The 1088-nt window shown below is 70.1% G+C and carries 1 pseudogene; it reads right to left on the reverse strand.

Annotation, left to right across the window (positions count from 1 at the left end):
- Positions 1-425 precede the first annotated feature (425 nt).
- A pseudogene (locus DD1DGNOD_RS19625) lies at positions 426-1088 on the reverse strand (DNA repair protein RecN); the annotation flags it as partial.

The raw sequence follows: 1088 nt of genomic DNA on the forward strand, positions 1-1088 counted from the left end.
CCAAAATCCATGATCGATAACGTTGGTGCAGGTCAGCGAGATGTTGATGTTTCCCACAACCTCCCTCGATTATCGGCGTGTCGGAGGTTGTGGGCGACGATCAAGGTTCCGCGACCTGACAGACGACCACATCCTGGACTCCACACCATGCGCTACCCGACTGTGTGTTGCGGCGGCGGTAAGCCGGCCGGGCTCAGACCTTGACCGGCTTACCGCCGCTGTGGCGGCACACCCGTCTTGGCGGTGAGCACCGCGGGATCCTCGGGATCGGAGGTCAGGACCAGCACGGGTCCGCGGCTGCTCCAGCGCTGTCGCGGCGACGACGGTATCGATGGCGTACCGGTGCCCGTCGAGTCCGGTCCGGTCGAGAAGTGCCGCGGCGCGTTTGGCGATGTGTTGCCACACCCACCGGCAAAGGTCCGTGGTCAGGAACTCCCGGCCTTGTCGGCGGCGGCGCTGGCCAGCAGTTCCTCGGCGTGGCCGCGGGCCAGCGTGCTCTCCTCGACACCGGCGAGCATCCGGGAGAGCTCGCGGACCCGGCCGGTGTCGTCGAGGGTCGCCACCCCGCTGCGGGTCACCGAGCCGTCGTCGGCCTTGCTGATCACCAGGTGGCGGTCGGCGAAAGCCGCCACCTGAGGCAGATGGGTGATACAGATCACCTGATGCGTGCGGGCGAGCCGTGCGAGCCGGCGCCCGACCTCGACCGCGGCACGCCCGCCCACACCAGCGTCGACCTCGTCGAAGACCATCGTCGTGGCGACGTCACCGGCCGCAAGCACGACCTCGATGGCGAGCATCACCCGGGACAGTTCACCGCCGGACGCGCCTTTGTGCACCGGACGTGATGGCGCACCCGGATGCGGTATGAGCCGCAACTCCACCTCGTCGACCCCGGCCGGGCCGTAGGCGAGCAGCTGCCCGTCCACCGGAAGGCCCGCGGGATCGGCGCGCTGTGTCACGACCGCCTCGACCTTGGCCCGTGGCATCGCCAGGCCCGCGAGCTCGGCCGCGACCGCCGCGGCGAACCGGTCCGCCGCGGCCCGGCGGGCGGCGCTGATCTGCGCGGCGAGCCCACCGAGCTCCGTCAC

Source organism: Candidatus Protofrankia californiensis (genome assembly GCF_900634765.1).
GTDB lineage: Bacteria > Actinomycetota > Actinomycetes > Frankiales > Frankiaceae > Protofrankia > Protofrankia californiensis.